Consider the following 22593-nt stretch of genomic DNA (forward strand, 5'->3'; position numbering starts at 1 on the left):
TTTAGGTAAAAGCACGCCACTTATCGGCCGAATAGTGCAAGCAAATAAACAGAAAAAACTGGCAACCGAATATCAGGTTGGCCATCAACAAATGCAAGGGCTGGGCGACGGCCGGAAAGCCCAAGCGGTCCAGGCTCACGCCGGCCAAGATCGCGGTTAGGATCAAACCGACCAAGCCGTAAGCAACCCGGCGCAACAAATCTTGTACCTGGGTGTGCCGATAAACCTGCCAAGCCAGCCACAGGTTGGTAAACAAAATCAGCGACGAAAACGAACGATGCACGTAAAAAATCAGCGGAAAACTGTCGCGCCAATATTCGCGCTCGATGTAAGCGTGCTGGTGGGAAATAAAATCCACCGCTTCCCGTACCTGCGTACCCATGGCCACTTGCAGCAAGGTCATGGCCATCGCAACGTTAAGGACCAACCGAAACCGCGCACTGACCCAGACGGTATTCAATGCACTAAGCAGCTCTTTCTGCGATCGGCTAATGGCGTAAATCAGCAGGGCGACGATGAATAGCGCCAACAACATGTGCAAGGTAATCATCAACGGTTTCAAATTGCTGGCGACGACTGCCGAACCTAACCAGCCTTGGAATCCGACCAGAAAAAACGCGCTCAAAGACAAATAAAAAGTGGCTTTGTCGGTCCTTAGATAGATGCGCGAAGCCCACGCGGTCAAAAACACCAAGAGGCCGGTTGTCGCCCCGATCAAACGGTTGGTGTACTCGGTCCAGGTTTTGACCGGATTGAACAAGGTGCTTTGGTAGCCTCGCGCCGCGTAAATTTCGTGATAATTGGTCGGCAGTTGGGCTTCGTCGGTCGGCGGTATCCATTGGCCGAAGCACGTCGGCCAATCCGGGCAGCCCATGCCGGCACCGGAAGCACGCACAATGCCGCCGACCAAGATCACGAAATACACGGCACAGATGGTCAACGTGCCTAAACGGCGAAACCGGGACGCGGCTTTAGGTTCTATTACGGCTGTCATTTATCGCAACATGGATTGAGCTAATTCGATTTCTTCGGATACACCTTCGATTTCCAGAATCTCGGCGTCGGCTTGCAGACCCACCTTGGCAAAGGCCGCTACCGAACGCCAATCGACCCGGCAGGCCGGATGATCGGTGCCGGCGATGCTTTGCAGGAAGGCCACTTGCACCAGATCGACATAATCGGCGGGACCGTCATGGTCGCGCTGAAATTCGACATAGGCAGAGGCTACCAGTTTTAACTCTTCCGGAAAATTCCAGGTATCCATGATGATTTTTCCCACGTGCGGATGAGCCTTTTCCAACAGTTTTTCCAAACGCGACGGGCTGTCCTTGAACTCCGGAATTTTTTCCACCAAGGTCAAAATCGGCAGCTTGCCGATTTGGTGCAGCAAGCCGGCCAACATGGCCTCATCCGAGTTCAAATGCGGCACGAAAGTCGCTAAAGCCCGACAAATGGCCGACACGTTCACCCCTTGTTCCCAGATGGAGCGGAAATAGCCCTCCAACAAAGGACTGGTGGGTTTGAACATCTGCTGCATGACCAAGCTGGTTACCAAGGTGCGAATGGTACTGTTGCCCAGTCTGGTCACCGCCATTTGGATATTGCTGATTTCGTTAGCGCCTCGGTACAGGGGACTATTAACCACTTGGATCAGCCTTGCCGACAAAGCCGGATCGGTCACGATGATTTCCGAAAGCTGCTGAGCCGATGCCTCTCCCTTGGAAACCGCATCGCGTACTTTAATTGCCACGTCGGGCAAGGTAGGCAGCACCAGACGATTAGCTTCCAACTCGGTTCGAACGTGGTGCAAAAACTCTTGAACGGATTTAAATTGCATAGTTAGCTATCCAGCGCTTACCCGGAAACGACCGTGACCGGCGTGTGATTTTGATCGCTAAGTATAAGTTGTTTCCCGATCTCATCAAGCGACTGTAAAACCATCAGGAGCGCTGTCTCGGCTTGATAGGATTGTACCGCCAGCACGTCTCCCTGCTTAGTTTGGCCGTCGCTTGCCAAAACCTTGTAATCACCAACAGGCAATGACGCCGCTACCCGCCCTACCCATAAAGCGCGCTTACTCTTGCCTAAATAATGGGTGCGGGCCACGATTTCCTGGCCGGTATAACAACCCTTGGTAAAACTGACTCCACCTAATCGGTCCAGATTCAACATTTGCGGAATGAATTGTTCGGATTGTTCGAGCCCGAACCAGGGGACCCCGGCCAACACGTCCCAATAGCCCCACTGCGCGTCGTCCCCGTCGGCGCTTATAGGCTGTACGGCCTTGGTCAGTATTAAATAACGCAGCGGCCCGCCCGGCAAACAGACCCACAGATTGGCGTTTTCCAAGTGGCAAGGGAAAAGCCTATCGGCCGGTGCGCGCGACTCCGCCGCCTGCTCCGGGCAACAGCCGAATAAACGCCAGCCGCCGTCAACGGCAAGATTGACCCTGGAGCGCAACACGTACATCTGCAAGCGCTTGGACACCTTTTCAGCTAGGCTACGCGGCAGTATCGCTAAAAAACCGTCAGGCGATTTGACCAGCAACACGGTGCTGATTACCCGCCCTTGCGGATTGCAATAGCCGGCAATACCGGCGCAGCTTGAGTCGATTTCCTTGACGTTACAAGTCAATTGGCCTTGTAAGAATGATTCGGCATCCGCACCTGTAATTTCGATGACCGCAAAATGCCGTAACGGATAATAAGTAGCGGAGTTTGAGTTTGCTGGATTCATGAGCTAGTAATAAAAAACGGGATTCTCACTGCCAATCTTAGTTGGACAGCCGGTTCATTTTACCGTCAGATGACAACAACACCGATCGGAATATGCCGAAATATCTCAATTCCTTACAAGAATTCGTCGTAACCGATTCGCCGCGCTTGCAATGTTTCATTCACTTATTGCATTCGTGCGCATTACCGGCGTGTTGGCTGAACGATCTGTCCGGCATTTGGCGTGGCGGATTGACGATCGCACTCCTCTGCTCGTGGTGGCGCTCGGTAAAACGGCAGCGAGCAAGCGGTTTCCAACTGCGTTACCGCGCCGGCGCTTGGCAATACGCCGAGCCCGGCCAAGCGTTTGAGCCGGCCACATTGTTGCCCGGCACCACGCTGACTCCTTTCGCGATATTTCTGCACATTCGCTGCCGCGGCCGTAAAAAATATCTGCCTGTATTATCCGACGCCCTACCGGCCGGAAGTTTCCGCCGCCTGATCGCCTGCTTGAAATTCAGTATCGGTAGACAGGCGGACAAGCGCTAAACCTGAACAAGCTCTCGTACGACGGCGCGAGCAGTACCACTACCCGCGCTTCGGCTAGCTTTCTCTCTCAGCCAAAGCCTGCAAACGCGCCAATTCCTGCACCAAATTATTTGCCGGAAACGACTCTCCGGCCCGGGTATACCAATAGTGCGCATTGGACAAATCGCCCTCCAGCCGATGCAGATAAGCGTGGATCAAGCAGCTTACAGTATCCGAACGGACTTGCACCGCCCTGTGGGCAGCATCCCAATCGCCGCGCTCAAGCAGCGCCAGAATCTCCGCGGGATGGGCCGACATACACTATCCGACCCAAACTCTGGCATTACGGAACATCCGCAGCCAGGCGCCGTCTTCCTGCCATTGCGCCGGATGCCAGGAGTTTTGCACCGTCCTGAAACAGCGTTCCGGATGCGGCATCATAATCGTGAAACGACCGTCAACGGTGGTCAAGCCGGTAATGCCGTAGGGCGAACCGTTGGGATTGGCGGGGAAAACTTCGGTTTCCTGGCTGTAATTGTCCACATAACTGACCGCCACCTGCGCCTGCGCCGGATTCGCCGAGCCGAATTCCGCCCGGCCCTCGCCATGGGCGACGACCACCGGCAGCAGCGAACCTGCCATGCCGGTAAAGAAAATAGACGGCGAGGCCTGGATTTTCACCATCGCCACCCGCGCCTCGAACTGCTCGGACAGGTTGCGTTTGAAGGCCGGCCAGTGTTCCGCGCCGGGAATGATATCCTTCAAGCCGGACATCATCTGGCAGCCGTTGCACACGCCCAGACCGAAGGTATCCGGGCGGGCGAAAAAGGCGGCGAACTCGTCCCGGGCCTTGGCATTGAACAATATCGACTTGGCCCAACCGCCGCCGGCACCGAGCACGTCGCCGTAGGAAAAACCGCCGCAGGCCACCAAACCCTTGAATTCGCCCAGGCTGACCCGGCCGCCGATAATGTCGGTCATGTGTACGTCGATGGCATCGAAGCCGGCGCGGTCGAAGGCCGCCGCCATTTCGACGTGGCCGTTGACGCCTTGCTCGCGCAGAATGGCGACTTTCGGCCTTACCTGCCCGGCAAAACCGGCGGCGATGTCGTCGTTCGGATCGAACGTCAGCTGCACCGTCAGACCGGGATCGTTATCGTCGGCGATGCGCTCGAATTGCTGTTTGGCGCAATCGGGATTGTCGCGCAAGGCCTGCATCCGGTAACTGACCTCCGACCAAGTCTGCTGCAATTCGGTGCGCGAGGCGCTATAGAGCTGCTGACCGGCTTTGAAGATGCGCAACTGCCGGCCATCGACGACGCGGCCCACCACGAAGCTGTGGTCGTCCAGGCCGACCTGATCCAACAGCCGGGCGACTCGATTCAACTCGCTGCTTTTGATCTGCAACACCGCGCCCAATTCCTCGTTGAACAGCGCCGAAAGCGTATCGCCGGGCAAATCGGACAAATCCAGATCGACGCCCTGGCGGCCGGCGAACAGCATTTCCGCAACCGTTGCCAGCAAGCCGCCGTCGGCGCGGTCGTGGTAAGCCAGAATCAGACCTTGCCGGTTCAGGGCTTGGACAGTGTCGAAGAAACGTTTGAACAGGCCGGCATCGTCCAGGTCGGGCGCCTGGCTGCCGAGTTGGTTATAAACCTGAGCCAGTACCGAACCGCCGAGGCGGTTTTTGCCTAGTCCCAAGTCGATCAGCAACAAGACGCTGTCCTCATCGCGCAATTCCGGCGTCAGCGTGTTGCGCACGTCTTGCACCGGCGCGAAGGCGGTGATGATCAACGACAGCGGCGAGGTCATGGTTTTGTTGCCATGATCGTCCTGCCAGACGGTTTTCATCGACAAAGAGTCCTTGCCGACCGGTATCGCGATGCCCAATTCCGGGCAGAGTTCCATACCAACCGCTTTGACGGTATCGAACAAGGCCGCGTCTTCGCCGGGGCTGCCGCAGGCCGCCATCCAGTTGGCGGACAGCTTGACGTCGTTCAACTTGCCGATGCGGGCGGCGGCCAAATTGGTCAAGGCCTCGCCGATCGCCATGCGACCCGAGGCCGGGGCGTCGATCAGCGCCAGCGGCGTGCGCTCGCCCATCGCCATCGCTTCGCCGGTGTAGGCGTAAAAGCCGGACGCGGTGACCGCGACGTCGGCCACCGGCACTTGCCAAGGGCCGACCATCTGGTCGCGCGCCACCAAGCCGGTGACGGAACGGTCGCCGATATGGATCAAGAAGCTTTTGTCGGCAACGGCCGGAAACGCCAATACCCGTTTAATCGCTTCAGCCAGCTCGACTTGATCTAAAGCCAAATCCGGCAAGGCTTTGTGCAGCCGTTGCACATCGCGGTGCATTTTCGGCGGCTTGCCGAACAAGACCGACATCGGTAAATCGATGGGCGCCGAGTGGCCGAACCATTCGTCGCTCAGGGTCAAATGCTCTTCATCGGTGGCGTGGCCAATCACCGCGTACAGGCAGTGCTCGCGCTCGCAAAAGCTTTGGAACAATTCCAGCGACTCGGGCTTGATCGCCACCACGTAGCGCTCCTGGGCCTCGTTGCACCAGATTTGCATCGGCGACATGCTTTTGTCGGCGTTCTGCACCCTGCGCAGTTCGAAGCGGCCGCCTTTGCCGGCATCGTGGATGATTTCCGGCACCGCATTGGATAAGCCGCCGGCGCCGATATCGTGGATCGACACAATCGGTGTGTTGTCACCCAGCGAGTTGCAATGGTTGATCACTTCCTGACAGCGGCGCTGCATTTCTGGGTTTTCGCGTTGCACCGAGGCAAAATCCAGTTCCGCCGCGCTGGCGCCGGAAGTTTGCGACGAGGCTGCGCCGCCGCCCAGACCGATCAGCATGGCCGGCCCGCCCAAAATCACAATCAACGCCCCGGCCGGTATGGTCTGTTTTTCCACCAGCATTGGTCGGATGTTGCCCATGCCGCCGGCGATCATGATCGGCTTGTGGTAGCCGCGGTACTGGTTGGCCTCGCCGTTTTCCGCTGGTTGTTCGAAGCTGCGGAAATAGCCGGCCAGATTGGGCCGGCCGAATTCGTTGTTGAAGGCCGCGCCGCCGATCGGCCCTTCCAGCATGATGTCCAAGGCCGAGGCGATACGTTCCGGCTTGCCGTTGTCGACCTCCCAGGGTTGTTCGAAACCGGGAACTCTCAGATGCGACACGCTGAAACCGGTCAGGCCGGCCTTGGTCGCGGAACCGCGACCGGTGGCGCCTTCGTCGCGAATCTCGCCGCCGGAGCCGGTCGCCGCGCCGGGGTGCGGCGAAATCGCGGTCGGATGATTGTGGGTTTCCACCTTCATCAAGATATGCGCGGCTTCCTCGACGTAACCGTAGCGATGGCTGTGGGCGTCGCGGATGAACACCTGTGCGGTCGGGCCTTGCAGTACCGAGGCGTTGTCCTTGTAAGCCGACAACACACCTTGCGGGTACAGGCTGTGGGTATTGCGGATCATCGCGAACAGCGATTTGGCCTGCTCTTCGCCGTCTATGCTCCAACTGGCGTTGAAGATTTTGTGGCGGCAATGCTCCGAGTTGGCCTGGGCGAACATCATCAATTCGACGTCGGTCGGGTTGCGGCCCAGCCGGGTAAAGGCCTCGGTCAAATAATCGATTTCATCCGGCGACAAGGCTAAGCCGAGTTGCAGATTTGCCTGTTCCAAAGCCGTACGGCCGTTTTCCATCAGCGTTACGGATTGCAATGGTTTGGGTTGGTGTTCGGCAAACAACACCAATTCGGCCGGATCCGAAACCGCTTGTTGCGTCATTCTGTCGTGCAACAACGTCGCTAAGGCCTGCAAATCGCCCGGCTGCAATTGTGCGCTTGCCAGTAGCCGATAGTGAATACCACGTTCGATACGGCTTACTTCTGCCAACCCGCAACGCTGGGCGATTTCGGAAGCCTTGCTGGACCATGGGGAAATCGTTCCCAAACGCGGCACCACCCAAATGCGGTGCACACATTCGCCCTCGGCTACGGCAAATTCCGCTTGGCCGGCGTGCGCGTCATAGTCCAGCAAGCCGGACAAAATCCGGTAAGCCTCCGGCTGCAAGGCTTCGCCGGTTTGCACGAAATGTACGAATTCGGCGCCAATCGCCTTGACGCGGCTATCGATGGCTCGCAAACGGTCTAGCAGTTTTTCGATTCGAAACGAAGAAAGTGCGGATGAGCCTGGGATCGTCAACATGGGGATCTGATGGTACAAATGGCAAAAGAGTAAGCCGGTTGAATCCTGAACGGATAACCGATGGTGAAAACGTTAGTTTTCCGGCGCAGCCGGAGTTTGAGGATTTTGCGACGCGTCTTCTTTGACCGTATCGTTAATCGCGTCGGTAATCAGTTGCAGCAGACTGTTCGCGGTCGCGTCGGAAAGGCTGTGCCCGGCACTGTCTTGCACCGTCACTTCGGTCAATTGCGGACCGACCTCCTGCGTATTGATCCTGAACTCCTGTTCTTGGCTGGGGTCGTCGCCGAATAAAAAAGTGAATTCGTCCCAAATACTGGCATCTTGCGCTTTAACCGCATTGGGATCGAATTTGATATAAAAATACCCTTTTTCGACGTTACGCTCGACGATTTCCAGCTTTTGCCGGCTCAATGCCCGCGCCACCATACGTACCGCTTGCGCGTGCGGCTGATCGATCTGCAGGCTACTGCCGGCACCGGAAGCCGAAGCCGTAACCGGTTTTTCGGCCGGTGCGGCAGCCGCTTGCGCGGTTTTTTCCGACTGTTCGGCGGACTCGGCTTGCCGCACCGGTTCCGCCACCTCGGCAGGCGCGACTCGGGCGGACGGCGTCGGACTTTTCAAGCCGCGATTTTTCAAGTCGTCCGGTACCGTCAGCTCGGGAATTTCATAGGTGAATTGGTAATCCCGCTCCTTGTCGGGAAACCAACTTTTGATGGTACTACAAGCGCTTAAACCCGCCAGCAAAACCCCGGCTAAACCGCCCCGCCGCACCCAGGTTCTCATGCCGCTAAAACGCCGGCTTGCCGCATGGCCGTTTTGACCGACTCGACGCATTCCTCGCTCAGCCAAGTTAAAGGCAAGCGTATACCTTTGCCCATTAACCCCATTTCCGCGACCGCCCATTTGACCGGAATCGGGTTGGATTGAATGAACAACTCGCGATGCAAGCCACTTAAGCGCGCATCCAACGCTTGCGCGCTTGCCCGCTCGCCGCGGATTGCCGCGGCTATCATGTCGTGCAACAATTTTGGCGCCACGTTGCCGGTTACCGTAATACTGCCGTTGCCACCCATCAGGCAAAACTCCATGCTGGTGGCATCGTCGCCGGAATAGATGGCGAAGTCGTCGCCGGTCAGCGCGCGAATTTGCGTCAACCGTTCCAGTTTACCGGTCGCTTCTTTAACTCCGACGATATGGTCGACCGCCGCCAAACGCCCCACCGTTTCCGGCAATAAATCGCATCCTGTCCTGCCGGGCACGTTATAGAGGATTTGCGGGATATTCACCGCTTCGGCAATGGCTTTGTAATGCAGATACAAGCCTTGCTGGGTAGGCTTGTTGTAATAAGGCGTCACCAACAAACAGGCATCGGCGCCGAGTTGTTGGGCTTTACGCGTCAGCGCTATCGCTTCGCGGGTACAGTTGGCGCCGGTACCGGCGATCACCGGAATGCGGCCGTTCGCGCATTGGATAATGGTTTGAATGACGTGACAATGCTCGTCGTCGTCCAAGGTTGCGGATTCTCCGGTGGTACCGACGGCAACCAAAGCATCCGTACCTTGCTCGATATGGAACTCCACCAATTTCTTCAAGCTAGCGTCGTCTACCGCGCCGTCTTCCGTCATCGGGGTTACCAAAGCAACGATACTACCTTGAATCATGCAAATCTCTCGTAAAACGTCGTCAAAAACAGCCGGCATTATAACAAGCTAAGGGCAAACTCAGAACGATATTCGCCGAGTACAAAGGTAAAACGCGGTTAACGCGCCATACGGATGGTCGAATGGCGCCAAGATTTAAACCGACACAGCCGCTGTAGCCGTTATACTCTCGCCCTTGCCCAATCGCATCCCGAATCGTTCAAATTAGCCCGCTTGGAATCAACCATGAAAATCGTCTCTTGGAACGTCAACGGCATCCGCGCCGTTAAAGACAAAGGTTTTGCCGATACCCTAGCGCAGTTAAACGCCGACTGCTTGCTGCTGCAGGAAACCAAAGCCCAGGACGAACAGGTAGTCACCGCCCTGGCCGACATCGACCACTACCATGTCTACAGCAACTCGGCCGACCGTAAAGGCTATTCCGGAGTCGCGATTCTCAGCCGCACCGCACCCCTGCGCATAGTGCACGACATCGGCGTAGACGAGCACGATCAAGAAGGCCGGGTGATCGTCGCCGAATTCGACCGGTTTTATTTGTTGAACGTGTACGTGCCCAATAGCGGCGATCAATTGGTACGCTTGGCTTATCGGCAAACCTGGGACGCCGCCTTGCTGACTTATATACAACAGTTGCGATTGCAAAAGCCCGTAATCGCCTGCGGCGATTTTAACGTGGCGCATAGGGAAATCGATATCGCCCGGCCCAAAGCCAACTACAACAAATCCGCCGGCTACACCCAAGTCGAAATCGACGGCTTCAGCACGCTGCTGGCGGCCGGCATGGTGGACAGCTTTCGGCATTTTCATCCGGATACCGTCGCCTACAGCTGGTGGAGCTACCGAGCCAATGCCCGGGAAAAAAACATCGGCTGGAGAATCGATTACGTCTTGACCGATGCCGTATTGCTGAACCGTATTTCGGCAGCCTTCATCCTGCCCGAGATTCAGGGTTCCGATCATTGTCCGGTGGGAATCGAACTGACTTTGTAAACCGGTGCTCATGGCCTTCGGACAACAAGTCCGTAGCCTTGCCTCAAGGCTAGCTCCTACCCCAACTACCGTCGAATTTATGTGACGTCAATCAAAATAAGGCCGGCCAAAAGCGAATTCATCCCGGCTAGACTATCGGCAAATCCCTTAAAAATTTCGATTGATTCGCATTTTATCGCCTCTGCCATGCCCGACGACTCACAATGAGACACTCAAGGGGAATCGTTCCACCACTCTCTTTGCTAACACTGGGTTTGGCAGTGATGGCCGGAGCCGCCGCCGAGGATTTGACCGCGCTGTCCATAGAAGAACTGATGGAAGTGGAGATCGTCAGCGCCGCGCGCTTAGGGCAAAAATCCACAGAAACCCCGGCCTCGGTTTCCATCATCGGTGCCGAGGACATTCGAACCTTCGGTTGGCGCACACTGGCCGAAGCGCTGAACGGCATCCGCGGACTTTACGTCAACAACGACCGTAGCTACAGCTATCTCGGCAGCCGGGGTTTTCTGCATCCCAACGATTACAACTCCCGGGTGTTGATCATGATCGACGGCCAACGGATGAACGAAAACATCTACGACGGCGGCTACATCAGTCAAGAATTTTTGTTGGACGTCGATTTGGTGGATCGCATCGAATTCGTTCCCGGTGCCGGTTCGACCATTTACGGTGCCAACGCATTTTTGGGCATGATCAACGTGGTGACAAAAAAAGGCGCCGCCATCAACGGTTTACAGATCAACGGCCAAGCCGCCAGCTTCGACACTTACCAGGGCCGGGTCAGTTACGGCACGCAACTGCAAAACGGCACCGACGTATTGATTTCCGCATCGCGCTTCGACAGCGCGGGCATAGAGAATTTGTATTTCCCGGAATATGACTCGCCGGCCACCAATAACGGCATCGCCCACAAACTGGACGGCGAAAAATCCGAACGCCTGTTTGCCCGTCTGGAGCATCAGGGTTTTACCGCCAGCGCCGGCATGGTCAGACGGGTCAAACAGGTACCGACTGCAGCTTACGAAGGCATTTTCAACGATCCGACATTTTCCACGATAGACAGGCAATTCTTCGGTAACCTGAAATATCTTGCCAATCTAAGCGAAGACACCCGAATCCAGGCCCGCGGATTTTACCAAGGCTACGACTATTCCTCCGACGAAGCTTACGACGTGGACAACAGCGTTGTCATCAACCGCGATGCCGCCAGCGGTCGCTGGTGGGGCGGCGAACTGCAGTTGACCACCACGGCGCTCGAAGACCACCGCTGGCTGCTGGGCCTGGAATACCAGTTCGACCAGCGCCAGCACATGTTCGATTACGATATCCAGCCTTACTTGCCTTACCTGGACTCCCACAACAGCGGGCATCGGCTTGAATTGTTCGCCCAAGACGATTACCGGCTGACCGACCAACTGATATTCAGCGGCGGCCTGCGGCTGGATTACCATCACATGCTGAACAATCTGCAGCTCAACCCACGCTTAGGCTTGATCTGGAATCCCACGGATTCCGCCACCTACAAACTGCTGTACAGTTCCACCTTTCGCGCGCCCAACGTCTGGGAACGCCAATACCAACTGTATCCGACCGCGGCGAATCCCAATAATACCGAAGAGCGGATCAAGAGCTACCAAGCCGTGGCGGAATGGCGCACCGCCATGGGTTTAAAACTAACCGCCGACTTGTTTTACAACCACATTTCCCGCTTACTCGAACAGGAAAGCATAGCGGGTTACGGTTCAACCGGCCCCTTCGTCAACGCGGATGCCCACGATATCTACGGTATCGAACTCGAAGCCGAAAAACGCTGGGATAACGGCCGCTTGTTCAAAATTTCCTACACCCATAACGAATTCGAAGCTTCCGGCCACGGCGACGGCGAAGTACACAACGCCGGCACGGCCAACGATTTGTTCAAATTGCACTACGCCGAACCGCTGTTCGCCGATCGGGCCAAAATCGGCATCGAAAATGTTTACATAGGCCCCCGGACCACGCCCCAAGGCACTGTGGCAGACGGCTATTACCAGTTGAATATCAGTTTGACCAGCGACACGCTTTGGCGCGGGGTAGACCTTGGCTTTAGCCTGTATAACGCATTCGACAGCCACTATCCGATGCTCGGGGGCACCGGGCCGGCCGACATACGCTCGGCTATACTGCCCGGCAACGGGCGTGAATTCCGTTTCAAGCTGCAACTGACATTTTGACGACAACTCGTATGGATATGACTAGTCCGGTACATCGCTGTATTTCGACCTTGGCTTGGCTATTGTTCGCTATCGGCAGCAAAGCCGGCTTGGCCGCCAACGATTATCCAATCGAGCCGGGCACCGCAAGCCTAGTCGATCTCGAGATCGAACAGTTGCTCGATCTCGACATTAGCTCCATTACCAAAACCTCGAGCAACAGCAAAAAGGTGCCGGCCGCGCTTTTCGTATTGAACCACGAAGACATTCTGCGAACCGGCGCCACCAGTATCCCGGAAGCCTTACGCATGGTGCCCGGGCTGCACGTCGCAAAAATCAACGGCGGCGGCTGGTCGGTATCGGTACGCGGCATCAACAGCCAATTCGGCGATCCCTTGCTGGTGCTGGTAGACGGGCGTAGCGTCTACACGCCGCTGTTTTCCGGAACCTGGTGGGATCAAATCGACGTGCTGATGGAAGACATCGAACGCATTGAGGTGATACGCGGGCCCGGTACCAGTTTATGGGGCGCCAATGCGGTCAACGGGGTCATCAATATCGTCACTCAGTCGGCGCAACAAGCCAAAGGCATGCTTGCCTCCGCCTATTACGGCAGCGAACGCTACGGCGGCGGATTGCGTTACGGCACCGACTTAGGTGACGGCGGATTTCTTAAAGTATTCGCCCGGCATGGCGCATTCGACGACTCCCGCGCCCGCGGCAGCCGCGAAAACGCCGGCGACTCGGCCGGGATGAGCAAACTCGGTTTTCGGTTCGACAAAGATGTCCAAGGTGGGCACAAATTAATGTTGCAAGGCAACGCCTTCATCGGCGAATCCGGTGGTGCCAACCAAACCTTCCCGGCGATGAACGGGCCTGACAAACCGGCAATAACGCCGCCCTATAGCGTTCAGTTACCCACAGAGCAAAACTTTCACGGACATTCCATACTCGCGCGCTGGGAGAGCCAGCAAAGCGCCGATTCGACGACCGCGCTGCGCTTTTATTGGGATCAACACAGCCGCCGGATTAATTCGATAGACGCTAACAATCAGGTCGACACGGTAGACATCGATTTTCAGCACAACCTGCGCTTGAACGCGGCCCATATGCTGGTGTGGGGCAGCGGTTACCGGGTCAACAGCAGTCACACCGATGAAGAGATCTATTTGAGTCTAAACCCCAGCGAGCGCACCGACCGTATCTATAGCGTGTTCGTACAAGATGAAATTACCCTGGTACCGAATAAATGGACCTTGACCCTAGGCAGTAAATTCGAGCACAACCCGGTCACCCAATTCGAAACCGAACCCAACATTCGCTTGAGCTGGACGCCCGACGAGCGGCATACCCTATGGAGCGCCGTTTCCCGAGCGGTACGGTTGCCTAACTGGCTGGAACAAAACGTGTTGTTCAACGGCACGATTTTGCCTCCCGCCGGCAACGGTCCGGCTACTCCGATCAACCCGGCGGTATTAGTCAGAATCCGCGGCAATCCCGATATGTCGGCGGAAAAAATGCTGGCGTTCGAAGGCGGCTGGCGCGCGCAATGGACGCACAATTTCCACACCGATTTCAACTTGTATTATTACAATTACGACGACTTTCATACCTACAATCCGGCAAAACCGGATACCAGCACCCTGTTTTCCGGTTACGTCACGCAAACTTTCGAGGTGGGCAATTACGCCTTCGCCCAAGTGTACGGCGGCGAAATCAATGCCGATTGGCAAATTGCGGACGACTGGAAATTGCGTGCCGGTTACAGCCATGCCGAGGATCAATTCGGCATCTCCGCCACCATGCCTAGCGCCATCGCAGCCAGTGTAGGCAACTATCCCGCCAACAAAGCCAGCCTATGGTCCATGCACGAATTGAGACCGGACCTCAAACTGGATCTGATGTGGCGTTTCGTGGACGCTACCGCACCGAGTTGGTTGTCCGCCGAGACCGTTGCCAACCGAAGCTACCACGAAGTCGATGCCCGGCTGGCTTGGCAATTAGCGCCCAACCTGGAGATCTCCCTAATCGGCCGCAACTTGTTGGACAGCGTACATTTTGAAACCACCAGCTACTTCACCCAGGTGGCGACCGGCACGCAGCGGGAAGTGTACGCCACAATCAGGTGGCAGCCTTGAGTAAGCGCTTCGGGCTATTCAAGCCCTGCTCTTGTTGTCAATTGACCGGCCGGCGGCTGTTGAAATACCGGCTGCCCGTCGGCTTAATCCTGCTGGCACTATCAAGCAACGTCAGTTGCGAGAGCGGTAGCGAATCGGCGGTCAAGGTCGCCTTTATCTATAATTTCTTCAAATTTATTCAATGGCCTAATAGCGCCAATACCCAGGAAGGCTACACTCTTTGTATTGTCAACGCCGCTGAGCTTGGTGGCGCCGTTTCAGCCCTTAACGGCAAAACGCCGAACGACAAGCCGCTGACTCTTTTGACGGAGGTGAGCATAAGCCAAATGAAAACCTGTAACGTGTTGTTCGTTGCCGATAACGGCCATAACAATCAAGATCTTAGCGCGCTGCAAAACCTGCCGGTGGTCACCGTCGGCGACGGCGATAATTTCGCCGCACGCGGCGGCATGATAGGCTTAATCAAAACCGATAACCACCTGGGTTTCGAAATCAATCTGGATGTCGCTAATCAGGCCAACGTCAAAATCAGCGCGCAGCTTTTGAAACTCGCCAAACATATTTATTCGACGAAATGATCGGCTTGGCGTATGGCATTTTCGCCGGTATAACAACACGATGCTACGGCAGACGGCATGATTTAGCCCGTCTATTCCCTGCGCAATCGGCACCACCCGTAACCGGAACACCGAGAAACCATGCGCTGTTTAAACTGCTGTGCTCAACTGTTTATTTATGCTGGTTAGCCGCAGGATCCAGCCAAGCCGCCAATCAAGCCCCTAGCGACAGCGCTACCGCGGAGTTATTGGATTTCAGCATAGAACAGCTGGTCGAGTTGGATTTAAGCTCGATAACCAAATCCCTAGGCAGTCGCAAACAGCTTCCCGCCGCGTTCTACGTAGTCTCCAGCGAAGACATCCGCAGACTGGGCGCCACCACAATTCCCGAAGCATTGCGTCTGGTGCCCGGCGTGCACGTCGCCAAAATCGACGGCGGCCGTTGGTCGGTGTCGGTGCGCGGTTTCAATAGCCAATTAGCCGAAACGTTGCTGGTATTGGTGGACGGACGTAGCGTGTACACACCTTTATTGTCCAGTACCTTCTGGGATCAGTTGGACGTCATGATGGAAGACATCGAGCGCATCGAAGTCATGCGCGGCCCGGGCGCCAGTTTATGGGGCAGCAACGCGGTCAACGGCGTCATTAATATCGTCACCAAGTCCGCACGCAGCACTCAAGGCGGATTAGCCTCGGCGTTTTACGCTACGGCGGCGGAATGCGCTACGGTTTCGAAGCCGGCGAAGACGCGCATGTCAGCGTGTTCGCCCGCCACGCCCAGCACGACGATTCCAAAGCCCGCTTCAGTAGCGTCGACGCCGGCGATGCCGCGCAAATGAGCAAATTCGGCTTTCGTTACGACAAAGACTTTTTCGGCAACGCCGATTTATCCGTGCAGGGCACGGCATTTACCGGCGAATCGAACGGCGCGAATCAGATTTTCCCGCATATCATAACCCCGCAAGTACCGTCGGTTCAGCCACCTTACAACATTCAACTGCCGACCGGCGACGAGTTCTCCGGCCATTACCTCATGGCGCGCTGGCAGCAACGGCAGAGCGCCGACTCCACCACGGCATTGCGCATTTATTGGGATAGGCACAATCGCCGCTCGCCCGCTTTAGACGTCAGTTATCAAGTGGATTCGATAGACCTCGATTTTCAGCATAATTACCGGCTCAATCCCCTGCATTATTGGGTTTGGGGCGCCGGCGTCCGCTTCAATCACAATAATTATCAACCCAGTCTCTATGTGGCGCTGTCACCTGAAAAACGTACCGACCGGATTTACAGTTTATTCGCACAAGACGAGATCAGCTTGCTGCCCAATACCTTGAAACTGACGCTGGGCAGCAAGTTCGAACACAACCCCGTCACCCAATTCGAAATTCAACCCAACATCGGTTTATCCTGGAGCCCTGACGAAATACATACCGTATGGGGCTCGATAGCGCGGGCGGTGCGTACCCCCAATTGGATAGAGCAAAACGTACAATTTCAGGGCTACCTAGCCCCGCCTCCCGACCCGGCACAGCCGGTTTCTCCTGCCAATCCGGTCACGTTGATTTCCATCAACGGCAACCCCAGGATGACCACCGAAAAATTATTGGCTTTTCAATTGGGCTGGCGCGCCGATTGGCGGCGCACCTTCGATACCGATTTAAGTTTGTATTACTACAACTACGACGACGTCCGCTCCTATAACAGCGGCGGCTTGCAAACGGATACCTTGTTCTCGGGCTACGTCGTGCTACCGATAAAAATTCAAAATTACGGTTTCAGCAAGATTTACGGCGGCGAACTGAGCGCCAACTGGCAAGTGAGCAACGCCTGGCGGTTACGCGCGAGTTACAGCTATTCGCGCGAAGAAATCGGCCTATCCAGCACCTCGCCATCCGTAGCCTACGTCACCAGCGCCGGTAACTATCCGGTGAACAACGCTTCCGTATGGTCTCAACTGCAATTGACGAGCGATTGGAGTTTCGACCTCAATTGGCGTTTCGTGGGCGGCAAGTCCAATAACGTGTTTTCCTATAACACCTTACCGACCCAAAGCTACCACGAGCTGGACGCCCGTCTGGCTTGGCAGCTGAACAAAGATGTGGAATTCGCCTTGATAGGACGAAATCTATTGGAAAGCGTGCATTTCGAAGCGAACAGCCACTATCAGTCCATCGCTACCGGGGTACAACGCCAAGTATATTTCAGCGTGAAATGGCAGTTTTAGGCAACTTACAGCCCAGTTTCGTAAGCCCGTGCCCGATTTTTTCAGTCGGTTAGCGTATTTCAATGGTTGAAAAACGCTTACCCAATGCCAAGTCGGGCGCCTTGTCGCATTGCGCGAGACCTCTCACGCCGGTACTGAGCATTTGCATCAGTCCAGACTAGCCATAACGACGATAATCTAGCTTTTGGGGCTGCTGCCCAACATAGCGGCAATGTCTTCGCGCTGTACGACCTCTTTTTCCTGTAACAGCGCCGCTAAGCTATCCAGTGTGTCCCGCTGTTTGGACAAAATTTCCATGGCGCGACTCTGAGCATCTTCAACCAAGACTTTAATTTCCGCGTCTATCAAACGTGCAGTTTCTTCGCTGAAATTGCGCTGTTCACTAACTTCCGACGGCAAAAATTGCAGTTGTTGCCGCCGGCCGTATATCAACGGTCCCAGCTTCTGACTCATGCCCAAATAGCAAACCATGTTATGCGCAATCTCGCTGGCCTTTTCCAAGTCGTTTTGCGCACCGGTGGAAACACTCTCCAAGGCCAATTGTTCCGCGACTCGGCCACCCAGCAAGATCGCCATTTGATCTTTCAATTCCTGCTCTGTGGATAAATACTTTTCTTCGACCGGTAACTGCAAGGTAAAACCCAAGGCGGACACGCCGCGCGGAATGATGGATATTTTATGTACCGGTTGTCCGGTAGGCACGGATTCTGCCACCAATGCGTGGCCGGCTTCGTGAAATGCCACCCGACGTTTCTCTTCCGGACCAAGCAGCCGGTTTTTCTTTTCCGGTCCGGCCAAGATACGATCTATTGCCGCCTCGAAATCGGCCATGGTTACTTGCTCGCGTTCGTTTCTGGCCGCCAAAATCGCCGCTTCGTTGGCAATATTGGACAAGTCCGCGCCGACGAAACCGGGCGTTCGTTTGGCGACTGTGGCTAAATCGACGTCTTTCGCCAATTGCATAGCCTTGCTATGCAGCTTCAAGATAGCCATCCTATCGAGCAAATCCGGTTTATCGACCACGATTTGCCTATCGAAACGCCCGGCTCTCAACAAGGCTTTATCCAAAATTTCCGGTCTGTTGGTCGCGGCCATCACGACTACCCCGGACGTGGAATCGAAACCGTCCATTTCGGTCAGCAGTTGATTCAAGGTTTGTTCGCGCTCGTCGTTACCGGCCAAGCTGACCGGGCCGCTACGAGAGCGGCCAATCGCGTCCAGTTCGTCGATAAAGATGATACAGGGCGCGGTTTTGCGAGCTTGCTCAAACAAGTCTCTAACCCGGGCGGCGCCGATGCCGACGAACAATTCGATGAATTCCGACGCGCTGATGTTGAAAAACGGCACGCCCGCTTCCCCGGAAACCGCCCGCGCCAACAGGGTTTTACCGGTACCGGGTGAACCTACCAACAACACACCTTTAGGCATGCGTCCGCCCAGCTTTTGCAATTTTTCCGGCGATTTTAAGAATTCGATGGTTTCTTTCAATTCCTGTTTGGCACTGTCCGCACCCGCCACATCATCGAAAGTAATCTTGCCGTTTTCTTGCTGAATCTTGATTTTATTACCCAAATTCAAAAAAGAGCGGCCGGCCCCGCCCGTCATCCGCGGCAGCAACCACATCCAAATCGCGGCAAATATCGCTATTGGGATAATCCAATTGAAAACGATGTTTCCGAGCCAATTTTCTCCGCTCCTTACCACGTACTCGACTTTGTGATCCTGCAAGTGCTTAGTGAGAGACTCGTCCCACAACGGGATGGTAAAGAAATATTTGCCGATTTGTTTGTCGTCGTCTTTTAGGGTGCCGTTGATAAATCGTTGGGTAACGACGGCTTTATCGACTTTATCCGCATTGACCAGCGATAAAAACTGGCTGTAGGGAATCTCGCGGCCTTGCGGTTTTTCGCCGCCGGCCATCAAGGTTGCCAACAGCACTAACGCCAACACGTAAATCACGAAACGGGGCGGTCGGCTAACCGGATTCTCGGCAGGCGCCGGCTTTCCTTCCGCCGGTTGAGACGAAATCCAGCGATTCGCCCAAGCCCACCATTTGATGACGAATTCTTTACAAACCCTGTAAAACTCGAAAAAGTTTTGCTTATCGTTCATAACGCTATCGGCTCCGTACCCATACACACTCATTCAAAGACCGCCAGCAGGCTCGGCCGTTCCCGGTCATTCGGATTTTAAATACCGGTAAGCACTATGGTAATACAACAACGGTTCGCCTTCCCGACAAATCACATTTTCAACTTCGCCTATGACGATCCAATGAGTACCGGCCAATATTTGATTCACTATTTTGCATTCCAGGGATGCCAACGCGCAGCTCAAAACCGGCGTGCCGTAATCGCCTACCTGCCAATCGACGCCGGCAAAACGCTCATCTTGAGTGCTTCCCCCGGCAAACCGATTGGAAACCGCTTCTTGATCAGCCCGTAAAATGTTGACTGCGAAGCGTTTTTCCTGCAACACCACAGCCCCCGTATCGGTGTGTTGATTTAAACAGACCAAAATTTGCGGCGGTTCCAAGGAAACGCTGCTAAACGACGTCGCCGTCATGCCTTTCGCGCCTTGTGCCGACTGAGCGGTCACGACGGTGACGCCGCTAGCCCACAACTTCAATGCGCTTTTAAATTGATTTGGATCTACGCTCATGCTGTTCTCGTCTACCGATGTTAATGGAGGCGCCGAATGATGTCGATTTTATAAAACTCAGCGCGGTTAAGAATAATCAGATACGTGTACCGACGGGAGATTAAGCCAATCTCTCGTTTGTTTTCCCGAATCGGCATCGCTGCAGTTTGAAAAGGCCGATTTACCACGCTTATCCCCTCCCTGACGCTCATCAAGCCGGCTAGCCGCCGGGCACGCGGCTTTGGGAGTCGTTACCTGTCGTTATACTAGCCCGAAACCGGAGATTTAGCCCGTCGCAGGTAGGCGCGCTCCGAATCGTGGTTTATCGGAGAGTTCTAAACGGCTTTAGGGCGCATGTGCGGAAACAACAACACATCGCGAATGCTCGGCGAGTTGGTAAACAACATCACCAGCCGATCAATGCCTATACCCTCGCCGGCCGTCGGCGGCATGCCGTGTTCCAGCGCGGTGATGTAATCCGCGTCGTAATGCATGGCTTCGTTGTCGCCGGCTTCTTTTTCCTCGACCTGTTTTCTGAAGCGCTCGGCTTGGTCTTCGGCATCATTCAGCTCGGTAAAGCCGTTGGCAATCTCGCGGCCGCCGACGAAAAACTCGAAACGGTCGGTGACGTGCGGATCGCTATCGTTGCGGCGTGCCAGCGGCGACACCTCCACCGGATAGGCGGTGATGAAGGTCGGATTCATCAAGCGATGCTCGACGGTTTTCTCGAAAATCTCGATTTGCACCTTACCCAAACCATAACTGTCCTTGACTGGAATCTTCAGATTTTCGGCAACCTTGACCGCCGCTTCGCGCGTGCTCAAATCGTCTAGCGTCAATTCGGGATTGAAGTGCAGGATGGATTCCAGCACGGTCATCCGTGCGAACGGCTGGCCGAAATCGTAAGTCTCGCCCTGGTATTCGATGGCGGTGTTGCCGACAATGTCCTCGGCTATGCCGCGCAGCATGGCTTCGGTCAAATCCATCAAGTCGCCGTATTCGGCATAGGCTTGGTAAAACTCCAGCATGGTGAACTCCGGATTATGCCGGGTCGACAGACCTTCGTTACGGAAGTTGCGGTTGATCTCGAACACGCGTTCGAAACCGCCGACCACCAAGCGTTTCAAGTACAGTTCCGGAGCAATCCGCAAATACAACTCCATGTCCAGCGCATTGTGAAAGGTGGTAAACGGCCGCGCGGTGGCGCCGCCAGGGATGACTTGCATCATCGGCGTTTCCACTTCCAAAAAGTCGCGGGCCACCAGAAAGTCACGAATGTAGTTGACGATCTTGGAGCGCATGGTAAACGTCTTGCGGGCCTCGTCGCTCATGATCAAATCCAGATAGCGCTGGCGATACTTGATCTCCTGATCGGCGATGCCGTGGAATTTTTCCGGCAAGGGCCGCAGAGCTTTGGTCAACAAACGAATGTCATCGACGCGCACGCTTAATTCACCGACCTTGGTTTTGAACAACGTCCCTTCGGCGCCGAGAATGTCACCGATGTCCCATTTCTTGAACTGGTCGTTGTAGACACCTTCCGGTAAATTATCGCGGGCGATATAAACCTGAATCTGCCCGGACATATCCTGTAAATGACAGAAACTGGCCTTGCCCATGATGCGGCGGGTCATCATCCGCCCGGCAATCTTGACCCGGATCGGTTCGGCCAATAATGCTTCTTCGGACTTGTCGCCGTATTCCGCCAGCAATTCGCCGGCCACCACGTTGCGGCGAAAATCGGTTGGAAATGCAGTGCCTTCTTCGCGTAGCGCGGTTAATTTTTCGCGGCGCTGTTTAATCTGTTCCTGTTCGTCGTGTTCGAGTTCTGACATGTTTTCTTAGTAAATTTCTAATGCTTAATAAATAATTTGGTTACGCCAATAATTTCAATTTCTCAACAAAATATCCGGCACTTGGACAATTGGGATGCTGAGCAGCACGAACTACGCTGAAATTATGGTGTTTGATAAATCTATCGGCAAAAGCGATTTTGCTGCTTCCGGGACCGCGACCAATAGTCTGCAAGCCAATTTCCTTTAATCGCCCCCAGGGCATAGAGGGCGTCTGTTCCGGATATTCTTCAAAAAAACGACCTTGCTTAGTCCAGCTTTTCATCGCTTCGGTATCGGCTAAAAACCAAGACTCAATCGCTTTTCGGGCAATGACCACCAAATCAATATTATCGTTACCGATAATTTCTTTGCGTTTACTAATACACGGGGCGCATTTTTCCGGATCTAAATCAGCCAACACTACAATCACTATCGCTTGAAACCAGAAAAAAACCATTAAATTTTCCGGTATACAATAAATCCATTGCATCGATAATCAATGCGGAATCCGTGGCATTCTTACCAGTGGTATAGCTGAATTGTTGAATGGGCTGAATGGCATGTCTGTTTAAAACCGTTTTCCATGGCGCAAGTTTTTGACTAGTCCAATCTCCGTAACAACGCCTTGACGTCGTATCCCCATATCGTGCCGCCTCCGTCAAAACCGCATCTATCGCTTTAGCCTGCGCATTATCGGCATCGATTAACAAGGCAAAGCGCTTGGTATCGGGGAATTGCATTTATTGACCTTTGGAATAATCAAAGAAATAGCTCAATATTTCAAAATCGGCTCTTTGGTTGGCATCTGCCTTAGCTGAACGGGGAAACCGCACTATGGCCCACCCAAATACTTCGGCCATCGGCGAGAAACACGATTAACTCCCGAAGGGTAAAATTGGCGG

General features: G+C 54.9%; 18 protein-coding genes and 1 pseudogene. 7 read left to right on the top strand and 12 right to left on the bottom strand.

Annotation, left to right across the window (positions count from 1 at the left end):
• Position 1: 1 nt before the first annotated feature.
• The 3 genes from F1E05_RS12445 to ygfZ are packed head-to-tail and all read right to left on the bottom strand — an operon-like array spanning position 2 to position 2736.
• A complete protein-coding gene (locus F1E05_RS12445) occupies positions 2–994 on the bottom strand; it encodes a COX15/CtaA family protein (protein ID WP_150048918.1) in 993 nt (330 codons plus the stop codon).
• Complete coding sequence (locus F1E05_RS12450; RefSeq protein WP_150048920.1) at positions 995–1837, bottom strand: HDOD domain-containing protein; 843 nt, start codon at positions 1835–1837, stop codon at positions 995–997. It lies immediately after the preceding gene.
• Positions 1838–1854: 17 nt separating this feature from the next.
• The gene (gene ygfZ, locus F1E05_RS12455) at positions 1855–2736 is read right to left on the bottom strand and encodes a CAF17-like 4Fe-4S cluster assembly/insertion protein YgfZ (RefSeq protein WP_150048922.1); all 882 of its coding nucleotides are present in this window, start codon (positions 2734–2736) and stop codon (positions 1855–1857) included.
• Between the two features lie 92 nt (positions 2737–2828).
• Between ygfZ and F1E05_RS12460 the strand changes: the two genes are divergently transcribed.
• Positions 2829–3263 (top strand): protein YgfX, encoded by a 435-nt coding sequence (locus F1E05_RS12460; protein WP_150048924.1) that lies wholly within the window; start codon positions 2829–2831, stop codon positions 3261–3263.
• A 54-nt stretch (positions 3264–3317) separates the two neighbouring features.
• Here the strand turns inward: F1E05_RS12460 and F1E05_RS12465 are convergent, their stop codons facing one another.
• The 4 genes from F1E05_RS12465 to dapA form a co-directional block, all read right to left on the bottom strand.
• A complete protein-coding gene (locus tag F1E05_RS12465) occupies positions 3318–3560 on the bottom strand; it encodes a hypothetical protein (protein ID WP_150048926.1) in 243 nt (80 codons plus the stop codon).
• Between the two features lie 3 nt (positions 3561–3563).
• Positions 3564–7451, bottom strand: coding sequence for a phosphoribosylformylglycinamidine synthase (purL, locus tag F1E05_RS12470; RefSeq protein ID WP_150048928.1), 3888 nt, complete (start codon positions 7449–7451; stop codon positions 3564–3566).
• Positions 7452–7523: 72 nt separating this feature from the next.
• Entirely contained in the window at positions 7524–8234 is a 711-nt protein-coding gene (gene bamC, locus F1E05_RS12475; RefSeq protein ID WP_232056643.1) for an outer membrane protein assembly factor BamC, read from the bottom strand.
• Positions 8231–9112 carry a 4-hydroxy-tetrahydrodipicolinate synthase gene (dapA, locus tag F1E05_RS12480; protein WP_150048931.1) on the bottom strand — a complete coding sequence of 294 codons (882 nt, stop codon included), beginning with the start codon at positions 9110–9112 and terminating at the stop codon, positions 8231–8233. The genes bamC and dapA overlap by 4 nt, the downstream gene beginning before the upstream one ends.
• Before the next feature lie 225 nt (positions 9113–9337).
• Between dapA and F1E05_RS12485 the strand changes: the two genes are divergently transcribed.
• The 6 genes and pseudogenes from F1E05_RS12485 to F1E05_RS12510 all read left to right on the top strand — a co-directional run bounded on the left by F1E05_RS12485 (position 9338) and on the right by F1E05_RS12510 (position 17216).
• A complete protein-coding gene (locus F1E05_RS12485) occupies positions 9338–10102 on the top strand; it encodes an exodeoxyribonuclease III (RefSeq protein ID WP_150048933.1) in 765 nt (254 codons plus the stop codon).
• 263 nt (positions 10103–10365) lie between these two features.
• The gene (locus F1E05_RS12490) at positions 10366–12315 is read left to right on the top strand and encodes a TonB-dependent receptor plug domain-containing protein (protein WP_232056644.1); all 1950 of its coding nucleotides are present in this window, start codon (positions 10366–10368) and stop codon (positions 12313–12315) included.
• A 17-nt stretch (positions 12316–12332) separates the two neighbouring features.
• Complete coding sequence (locus tag F1E05_RS12495) at positions 12333–14432, top strand: TonB-dependent receptor plug domain-containing protein (RefSeq protein ID WP_190303128.1); 2100 nt, start codon at positions 12333–12335, stop codon at positions 14430–14432.
• Complete coding sequence (locus F1E05_RS12500) at positions 14429–15010, top strand: YfiR family protein (protein WP_190303129.1); 582 nt, start codon at positions 14429–14431, stop codon at positions 15008–15010. Before F1E05_RS12495 ends, F1E05_RS12500 begins: the two co-directional genes overlap by 4 nt.
• Positions 15007–15573: pseudogene (locus tag F1E05_RS20620) on the top strand (TonB-dependent receptor plug domain-containing protein); the annotation flags it as partial. The gene F1E05_RS12500 and the pseudogene F1E05_RS20620, both read left to right, overlap by 4 nt.
• 134 nt (positions 15574–15707) lie before the next feature.
• Positions 15708–17216, top strand: a complete 1509-nt coding sequence (locus F1E05_RS12510) for a TonB-dependent receptor plug domain-containing protein (RefSeq protein WP_150048942.1) — start codon at positions 15708–15710, stop codon at positions 17214–17216.
• A 177-nt stretch (positions 17217–17393) separates the two neighbouring features.
• Here F1E05_RS12510 and ftsH read toward each other — a convergent pair whose 3' ends face one another.
• From ftsH to F1E05_RS12535, 5 genes are all read right to left on the bottom strand, one after another.
• The gene (gene ftsH, locus F1E05_RS12515) at positions 17394–19328 is read right to left on the bottom strand and encodes an ATP-dependent zinc metalloprotease FtsH (protein WP_150048944.1); all 1935 of its coding nucleotides are present in this window, start codon (positions 19326–19328) and stop codon (positions 17394–17396) included.
• Positions 19329–19394: 66 nt separating this feature from the next.
• Complete coding sequence (locus tag F1E05_RS12520; RefSeq protein WP_150048946.1) at positions 19395–19877, bottom strand: flavin reductase family protein; 483 nt, start codon at positions 19875–19877, stop codon at positions 19395–19397.
• A gap of 314 nt (positions 19878–20191) precedes the next feature.
• A complete protein-coding gene (lysS, locus tag F1E05_RS12525; RefSeq protein ID WP_150048948.1) occupies positions 20192–21691 on the bottom strand; it encodes a lysine--tRNA ligase in 1500 nt (499 codons plus the stop codon).
• A 40-nt stretch (positions 21692–21731) separates the two neighbouring features.
• Complete coding sequence (locus F1E05_RS12530; RefSeq protein WP_190303130.1) at positions 21732–22148, bottom strand: hypothetical protein; 417 nt, start codon at positions 22146–22148, stop codon at positions 21732–21734.
• Positions 22102–22431, bottom strand: a complete 330-nt coding sequence (locus tag F1E05_RS12535; RefSeq protein ID WP_232056645.1) for an NYN domain-containing protein — start codon at positions 22429–22431, stop codon at positions 22102–22104. Before F1E05_RS12535 ends, F1E05_RS12530 begins: the two co-directional genes overlap by 47 nt.
• Positions 22432–22593: the final 162 nt, after the last annotated feature.

This window comes from Methylomonas rhizoryzae (genome assembly GCF_008632455.1).
Taxonomy (GTDB): domain Bacteria; phylum Pseudomonadota; class Gammaproteobacteria; order Methylococcales; family Methylomonadaceae; genus Methylomonas; species Methylomonas rhizoryzae.